The 7,948-nt window shown below is 73.8% G+C and carries 8 protein-coding genes; 7 read left to right on the top strand and 1 reads right to left on the bottom strand.

The genetic code is table 11. From position 1 onward, the window contains the following. Positions 1–95 precede the first annotated feature (95 nt). From HTZ82_RS11700 to HTZ82_RS11690, 3 genes are read left to right on the top strand one after another with little or no spacing between them, the layout of a single operon-like run. Positions 96–1,166 (top strand): sugar ABC transporter substrate-binding protein, encoded by a 1,071-nt coding sequence (locus HTZ82_RS11700; protein WP_175409280.1) that lies wholly within the window; start codon positions 96–98, stop codon positions 1,164–1,166. Positions 1,167–1,190: 24 nt separating this feature from the next. Next, positions 1,191–1,973, top strand: a complete 783-nt coding sequence (locus HTZ82_RS11695) for an ATP-binding cassette domain-containing protein (protein ID WP_175409279.1) — start codon at positions 1,191–1,193, stop codon at positions 1,971–1,973. Next, on the top strand, positions 1,970–3,175 hold the full coding sequence (locus HTZ82_RS11690; RefSeq protein ID WP_175409278.1) for a sugar ABC transporter permease: 1,206 nt from the start codon (positions 1,970–1,972) through the stop codon (positions 3,173–3,175). Before HTZ82_RS11695 ends, HTZ82_RS11690 begins: the two co-directional genes overlap by 4 nt. Before the next feature lie 14 nt (positions 3,176–3,189). Here HTZ82_RS11690 and HTZ82_RS11685 read toward each other — a convergent pair whose 3' ends face one another. Then, positions 3,190–3,624: a CoA-binding protein gene (locus tag HTZ82_RS11685; protein ID WP_175409277.1), complete on the bottom strand. Its 435-nt coding sequence runs from the start codon at positions 3,622–3,624 to the stop codon at positions 3,190–3,192. A 149-nt stretch (positions 3,625–3,773) separates the two neighbouring features. Here HTZ82_RS11685 and HTZ82_RS11680 point away from each other — a divergent pair, with 149 nt between their 5' ends. The 4 genes from HTZ82_RS11680 to HTZ82_RS11665 all read left to right on the top strand — a co-directional run. After that, a complete protein-coding gene (locus HTZ82_RS11680; RefSeq protein WP_175409276.1) occupies positions 3,774–4,232 on the top strand; it encodes a DUF3291 domain-containing protein in 459 nt (152 codons plus the stop codon). 9 nt (positions 4,233–4,241) lie between these two features. Further along, a complete protein-coding gene (locus HTZ82_RS11675; RefSeq protein ID WP_175409275.1) occupies positions 4,242–4,868 on the top strand; it encodes a YigZ family protein in 627 nt (208 codons plus the stop codon). A 42-nt stretch (positions 4,869–4,910) separates the two neighbouring features. Further along, a complete protein-coding gene (locus HTZ82_RS11670) occupies positions 4,911–6,086 on the top strand; it encodes an exonuclease SbcCD subunit D (protein ID WP_175409274.1) in 1,176 nt (391 codons plus the stop codon). Beyond that, positions 6,083–7,948 (top strand): AAA family ATPase (locus HTZ82_RS11665; protein WP_175409273.1); only part of this gene is annotated, 1,866 nt, incomplete at its 3' end. The genes HTZ82_RS11670 and HTZ82_RS11665, both read left to right, overlap by 4 nt.

Raw genomic sequence — 7,948 nt, 5'->3', positions numbered from 1 at the left:
CCCCGCCCCCGCCCGTACCCGTACGCCGCCGCAGGAGCCGCCGCCGGAACAGCGGCCGCACCCGGTTCCGTACCGTCGCCGCCACCGCGGCCGCCGTGTCCCTCGCCGTCGCGCTGGCCGCCTGCGGCGAGGCCGAGCAGGCCCATCTGGCCGGCCGCGCCAGCCCCGACGGCACGGAGAGCGATCCCACCATCGGCCTGCTGCTCCCCGACACGCACACCGCCCGCTGGGAGACCTTCGACCGTCCGCTGATCGAGAAGCGGATCGGGGAGCTGTGCCCGGCCTGCGACGTGGAGTACGCCAACGCGCAGGGAAGCGTCGCCGCCCAGCAGCGGCAGGTCGACTCCATGATCACCCGCAGGGTCGACGTGCTGATCCTCGACCCGATCGACGCCCGGGCCCTCACCTCCGTCGTCCGGAAGGCCGACAGTGCCGGCATCCCCGTCGTGTCGTACGACCGGCTCGCCGAAGGCCCCATCTCCGGCTATGTCTCCTTCGACGGAGAGGAGGTCGGCAGGCTCCAGGGCAGGGCGCTGCTCACGGCCATGGGCGACAAGGCGGACGGCGGACGGATCGTCATGATGAACGGCGACCGGGCCGACCCCAACGCCGCCCTGTTCGAGCGGGGCGCGCGCTCCGTACTGGAGGGCAGGGTGACGATCGCCAAGGAGTACGACACGAACCTCTGGCGCCCCGAGGTCGCCCACGCCAACATGTCGGGCGCGATCGCCGCGCTCGGCGCCGACACCATCGACGGCGTCTACGCCGCCAACGACGGTCTCGCCGCCGGTGTCATCTCGTCGCTGAAGGCCAACTTCATCGAGCCGCTGCCGCCCGTCACCGGACAGGACGCCGATCTCTCCGCCGTGCAGCGCATCATCGCGGGCGACCAGTACATGACGGTGTACAAGCCGTTCAAACCGCAGGCCGACGCCGCCGCGGCGATGGCCGTCGCGCTGGGCCGCGGCGACCCGCTCGGCGCCATCGCCCAGGACGAGGTCAACAGCTCCACGGCCCACGGCGTACCGGCCGTCCTGCTCACGCCCATCCCCGTGACCGCCGGCACGGTCCTGGAGACCGTCGTCAAGGACGGCATGTACACCGTCGGACAGATCTGCACCCCGAAGTTCGCGTCGGCGTGCGCGAAGGCCGGACTCACCGTGTAATCGGGCCGAGAGGAGGTGGTTTCCGTGCCGGTCCCGCCCCTGCTGGTCCTGCACGGCGTCTCCAAGCGCTTCGGCGCCGTCCAGGCGCTCGCCGACGTGGACCTGGAGATCCGGGCCGGCGAGATCGTCGCCCTGATGGGCGACAACGGCGCCGGCAAGTCGACCCTCGTCAAGGTGATCGCCGGGGTGGGCCCCGCCGACGAGGGCGTCATCGAGTGGGAGGGCCGCCCCGTCAGGGTGAGACGCCCCGACGACGCCCACGCGCTGGGCATCGCGACCGTCTACCAGGACCTCGCACTGTGCGACAACCTCGATGTCGTCGGCAATCTGTTCCTAGGCCGGGAGATCCGGAGGGCCGGCCTCCTCGACGAGGTCGAGATGGAGCGGCGCACCCGCGACCTGCTGCAGTCGCTGTCCATCCGCGTCCCCGATCTGCGCGCCCGCGTGGCCACCCTGTCCGGCGGGCAGCGGCAGACCGTCGCCCTGTCACGCTCCCTCATCGGTCAGCCGAGGCTGCTGCTGCTCGACGAGCCGACCGCGTCGCTCGGCGTCCAGCAGACCAGCCGCTTCCTCGACCTCGTCGAGATGCTCCGTGACCGCGGTCTCGGAGTGCTCCTCATCAGCCACAACATGGGCGACGTCAAGGCCGTCGCGGACCGTGTCGCCGTCCTGCACCTCGGCCGCAACAACGGCGTGTTCGACGTCGGCACCACCTCGCAGGAGCAGATCATCTCCTCCATCACGGGCGTCACCAGTCACCCCGCCATGCACCGTCGCACCCCCGCCGCGGGGAGGGACGAGCGGTGACCGCCACCGGGACCCGCCAGGGCCTCCGGAACTGGACCGACACGGTCCGGCAGCGGCTGAGCGGCGGCGACCTCGGCGCCCTCCCTGTCGTCCTCGCCGTCGTCGTGATCTGGGCGGTCTTCCAGATCCTGAACAGCAACTTCCTGTCGCCGCGCAACCTGTCCAACCTCAGCGTGGACATCGTCGGTGCCGGGCTGATCGCCGTCGGGATCGTCTTCGTGCTGCTGATCGGCGAGATCGACCTGTCGGTTGGCTCGGTCAGCGGGCTCGCGGCGGCCGTGTTCGCGGTGCTCAACGTGCGCCACGGGATGGCGGAGTGGCTCGCCGTCGTCCTCGCGGTGCTGGGCGGCGCGGCCGTCGGCGCCGTGCACGGGTTCTTCGTCGCGCGGCTCGGCGTGCCCGCCTTCGTCGTCACGCTCGCGGGGCTCCTGGGCTGGAACGGACTGATGCTGTTCGTCCTGGGCACCAGCGGCAGCATCAACATCGACGACCAGGGCCTCGTCGCCAAGCTGACCGGCCACTACTTCCACGACGTCGCCGCGGCCTACGGGGTCGCCGCGTTCGGGGCGGTCCTGTGCTTCCTCGTCTACTACCAGGACCGGCGGCGGCGTCTGGCCACCGGGCTGCCGGCCCGTCCGCTCGGCGAGATCGGGGTGCGGACGGGTGTGCTGGCGCTGCTGGCGTTCGCCGCCGCGCACGTGCTGAACCGGTTCCAGGGGCTGCCGCTCGCCCTGCTGGTGTTCCTCGTCGTCGTCGCGGGCCTGGACCTGGTGCTGCGGCGCACGGCGTACGGGAGGAGCGTGTACGCGCTGGGCGGCGGTACGGAGGCGGCGCGCCGCGCGGGGATCAACGTGGTGCGGGTGCGGGTCTCGGTGTTCATGGTGTCCGGGACGATGGCCGCGATGGGCGGCCTGTTCCTGGCGTCGCGGATCTCGTCGGCGAGCCAGACGTCCGGGTCGGGGCTGCTGCTCATGAACGCCATCGCCGCCGCCGTCATCGGTGGCACCAGCCTCTTCGGCGGGCGCGGTACGACCTGGTCGGCGCTGCTGGGCATGCTGGTCATCCAGTCGATCGCCTCGGGCATGGCCCTGCTCGGCATCCAGGCGGCCGTCCAGTTCATGATCACCGGCGGGGTGCTGCTCGCCGCCGTGGTCGCCGACTCGGTGGCCAGACGCACGCTGAAGGAGCACGGGCGCGCGTGAGCGCGCCCGGCCGCTCAGCTGCCCTTCAGGGAGATCCCCAGGGCGGGCGCCTCGATGGCCGGGCAGCGGTCCATGACCATGTCGAGCCCCGCCGCGCGCGTGCGCGCGTAGGCGGCCTCGTCGATGACGCCGAGCTGGAACCAGACGGCCTTGGCGCCCTTCGCCACGGCCTGGTCCGCGATGTCGCCGGCCAGCTCGCTGTGCACGAACACGTCCACGACGTCGACCGGGAACGGGATGTCGGCCAGCGTGGCGTACCCCTGCTCGCCGTGGACCATCTCCGCCTTCGGGTGCACCGGCACGACGCGCTTGCCGTTGCGCTGAAGGAACGCGGCGACCCCGTAGGCCGCGCGGGACCGGTTGGTGGACAGTCCGACCACCGCCCAGGTGTCCCCGGACTCGGTGAGGATCCTGCGGATGGTCTCCGGGTCGCCGTAGTCGCCGTACACGTGTGGCCTCCTGCCTGCGGTCCGTTGTCACCGAAGTCTAAAGGGCTTTACCAGCAGCATAGATAGTGCCACTATCTACTTATGGATAGCGTCGCTCTCCATTCAGTCTCTGTGTCGCGCATGCCGTGCAACCGATGAGAGGGGAAACCGTGCCCACCCTGCCTTGGACCACCCCCAACCCCGCCCCGCCGAACGCCCCCGTCCACGTGATGGCATCGCGCTTCGAAGTGCGGTCGCTCGCGGACGTCCCCCGGTTCTTCCTCAAGTCCCTCGCCGCCTGGCGTCAGGTCACCCGCGCACCCGGCGCCTACGGCGCGTCCCTCGTCGCGCGGCCCCTCAAGCGCACCTTCTTCACGCTCTCCGCCTGGCAGGACCGCGACGCCCTCTACGCGTACGCCCGCACCGAACCGCACCGCGGCATCATGAAGGACCTCCGCCCGACGATGCGCGCCTCCACCTTCACCTTCTGGGAGGCCACCACCGGCGACCTGCCGATCACCTGGGACGACGCCCACCGCCGCCTCGACGCGCAGGACGCCGCCGACGCGGCGAGGGACGCCGGGGAGGGCGCGAGGGACGCCGGGGAGGGCGCCACGCCGAGCGACTAGGGTGGCGGGATGCAGGAGCAGTACCTGACGGTGGCCCGCGAGGGCGTCCACGAGTCCGAGATCAACCGGTCGCGCTTCCTCTGCGCGCTCGCCCCCGCGGCGACCGAGCAGGAGGCCCAGGACTTCGTCGCCCGCGTCCGCAAGGAGCACCCGACCGCCACGCACAACTGCTTCGCGTACGTCATCGGCGCCGACGCCGCCGTACAGAAGGCGTCCGACGACGGCGAACCCGGCGGCACCGCCGGCGTGCCCATGCTCCAGATGCTGCTGCGCCGCGAGATCCGTTACGTCGCCGCCGTCGTCACGCGCTACTACGGCGGAGTCAAGCTCGGCGCCGGCGGGCTCATCCGCGCGTACGGCGGTGTCGTCGGCGAGGCGCTCGACGCCCTCGGCACCGTCACGCGCCGCCGCTACCGGCTCGCCACCGTCACCGTCGACCACCAGCGCGCCGGCAAGCTCCAGAACGACCTCCGCGCCACCGGCCGCACCGTACGGGACGTGCGGTACGACGCGGCCGTCCGCATCGAGGTCGGCCTGCCCGATGCCGACGTCGACGCCTTCCGCGGCTGGCTCGCCGACGCCACCGCCGGCACGGCCACGCTGGAACTCGGCGGAGAGGCGTACGGAGAGGCCTGAAGCCCGGCGCGCTGTCAGACCCCCGCACTACGCTCACCGATCATGAGACTCCTGCACACGTCGGACTGGCACCTGGGCCGGTCCTTCCACCGCGTCGGCCTGCTCGACGCCCAGGCGGCGTTCCTCGACCACCTCGTGGCCACCGTGCGCGAGCACGCCGTGGACGCCGTGGTCGTGGCAGGAGACATCTACGACCGGGCCGTGCCACCGCTCACCGCCGTCGAGCTCTTCGACACCGCCCTGCACCGGCTCGCCGAGGCCCGCGTCCCCACCGTCATGATCTCCGGCAACCACGACTCGGCCCGCCGCCTCGGCGTCGGAGCCGGGCTCATGGAACACGCCGGAGTCCACCTGCGCACGGACCCCGACGGCGTCGGCACCCCCGTCGTCCTCACCGACGCCCACGGCGACGTCGCCTTCTACGGCCTGCCCTACCTCGAACCGGCCCTCGTACGGGAGCGGTTCGGCGCCCGCAAGGCCTCCCACGAGGCCGTGCTCGCCGCCGCGATGGACCGTGTCCGCGCCGACCTGGAGCGCCGCCCGCCCGGCACCCGCTCCGTCGTGCTCGCCCACGCCTTCGTCTCCGGCGGCGAACCCAGCGACAGCGAACGGGACATCACCGTCGGCGGCGTCGCGGCCGTGCCCGCCGGCGTCTTCGACGGCGTCGACTACGTGGCCCTCGGCCACCTCCACGGCAGCCAGACCCTCACCGAACGCGTCCGCTACTCCGGCTCGCCCCTCGCCTACTCCTTCTCCGAATGGCGCCACCGCAAGACCATGTGGCTCGTCGACCTGGGCCCCGACGGCCGGATCGAAGCCGAACGCGTCGACTGCCCCGTACCGCGCCCGCTCGCCCGCATCCGGGGCCGGCTCGACGACCTCCTCGACGACCCGGCGCTCGACCGCCACACGGACGCCTGGATCGAGGCCACCCTCACCGACCCCGTGCGCCCCACCGAGCCCATGGCCCGGCTCACCCGGCGCTTCCCGCACACCCTCAGCCTCGTCTTCGACCCCGACCGCACGGACGACGACACCGGCCCCGCCTCCTACGCCCACCGGCTGCGCGGCCGCACCGACCACGAGATCGCCGAGGACTTCGTGACCCACGTACGGGGCGGCGCCGGGCCCGACGCCCAGGAACGCGCCGCGCTGCACCGCGCCTTCGCCGACGTCCGCGCTGACCTGGCCGCGCGGGAGCGCGAGGTGAGCCGATGAGGCTGCACCGGCTCCGCGTCACCGGCTTCGGCCCCTTCGGCACCACCCAGGACATCGACTTCGACACGCTCTCCGCCGCCGGCCTTTTCCTGCTGCACGGCCCCACCGGCGCGGGCAAGACATCCGTGCTCGACGCCGTCTGCTTCGCCCTGTACGGCTCCGTGCCCGGCGCCCGCCAGACCCCCGGCGCCCCGCTGCGCTCCGACCACGCGCCCGTGGGCACGCCCACCGAGGTCGTCCTCGACCTGACCGTCGCCGGGCGGCGACTGGAGATCACCCGGCGGCCCGCGCAGCCCCGCCCCAAGAAGCGCGGCGACGGCTTCACCACCGAGAAGGCCCAGTCCTGGCTCCGCGAGTACGACACGGACACCGGCACCTGGCAGGGGCTCAGCCGTTCCCACCAGGAGATCGGCGAGGAGATCACCCAGCTCCTCGGCATGAGCCGCGACCAGTTCTGCCAGGTCGTACTGCTACCGCAGGGCGACTTCTCCCGGTTCCTGCGGGCCGACGCCGAAGCCCGCGGCAAGCTCCTCGGGCGGCTCTTCGACACACGCCGGTTCGCCGCCGTCGAGGAACGCCTCGCCGAGCGGAGGCGCGTCGCCGAGCAGCAGGTACGGGACGGCGACCAGCGCCTCCTCGCCCTCGCCCACCGCATGGCGCAGGCCGCGGGCACCGCGGCCGACGGCTGGCCCGACCCCGACGTCGCGCCCGGCGAACCAGGTCTCGCGGAGGCCGTCCTCACCTGGGCCGCCGTGGCACGCTCCGGCGCCCGCGAGGCGTACGACGTCGCCGCGCTCGCCCTCGACGCCGCCGAAGCCAGGCAGGACGCCGCCCGGCAGGCCCTCGACCGCGAGCGTGACCGGGCCGCGCGCCGGCAGCGGTACGAGCAGGCCCGCCGCCGTGCCGCTGAACTCGACGCCCGCCGCGGCGAGCGCGACACCTGGGAGGCCCGCCTGGAGCAGGCCCGCCGGGCCGAGCGCGTCGCCGGGCCGCTCGCCCTGCGCGAACAGGCCGAGCGCGAGCACCTCGCCGCCGACACCGCCCACGCGCGCGCCCGGGCCGCGCTGCCGGCGGGTCTCGCGGACGCCGGCACCGAACGGCTCGCCGCCGTCGGCCACACCCTGCGCCAGGAACTCGCCGGTCTGGACGCCGCACGCCGCACCGAGCGGCGCGTCACCGAGATCGCCCGCGAGCGCGCCGACCTCGAACGGCAGGCCCGCGCCGACGACGACATCCTCCACGAGGCCGACGCCTGGCTGGCCGGCTGGGACGCCACCCGCCGCGGCCTCCAGGAGCGCGTCGACACCGCACAGGAGGCCGCGACCCGCGCCGAGCACCTGCTCGGCCGGCTCACGCCGGCCCGCCGACGGCTTGCCGCCGCCCGCCGCCGTGACGCACTCGCCCAGCAGGCCCAGGCCGCCGAGGCCCGGCTCACGGCCGCGCGCGAAGCCGCCAACCGCGCCCACGAGACCTGGCTGGACCTGCGCGAACGCCGCCTGCGCGGCATCGCGGCCGAACTCGCGGCGGGCCTCACCGACGGCGACCCCTGCGCCGTGTGCGGCTCCTCCGACCACCCGGACCCGGCCCGCCCCACCGACGGGCACGTCGACCGCGCGACGGAGGACGCCGCGTACGAGGCCCACACCCGCGCCGAAGAGACCCGCACGGCCACCGAACGCGAACTGGCCGTCCTGCGCGAGGCGCACGCGGCGGCCGCAGCGGAAGCGGCGGGCTCGGAGTCCGGGGCCGAGCCGGTCACGGGCGCGGGACCTGGCGCAGGACCCGGCGCGGCCACCGCGCGGCCGACGGCGGCTCGCCCCGTCCCGCCCGGCGTGGCGACCGGAGGCGCCGGCACGGGCACC

The sequence above is a fragment of the Streptomyces sp. TRM64462 genome (assembly GCF_013362995.1).
Taxonomy (GTDB): Bacteria; Actinomycetota; Actinomycetes; order Streptomycetales; family Streptomycetaceae; genus Streptomyces.
Note: the sequence above shows the minus strand (reverse complement) of the source record. Positions and strands in the feature narration are given on the sequence as shown.

Excerpts from the sequence above, each read along its gene's own strand:
- HTZ82_RS11675 (WP_175409275.1), top strand. The coding sequence starts at position 4,242 with ATGCAGGAGCAGTACCTGACGGTGGCCCGCGAGGGCGTCCACGAGTCC.
- HTZ82_RS11670 (WP_175409274.1), top strand. The coding sequence starts at position 4,911 with ATGAGACTCCTGCACACGTCGGACTGGCACCTGGGCCGGTCCTTCCAC.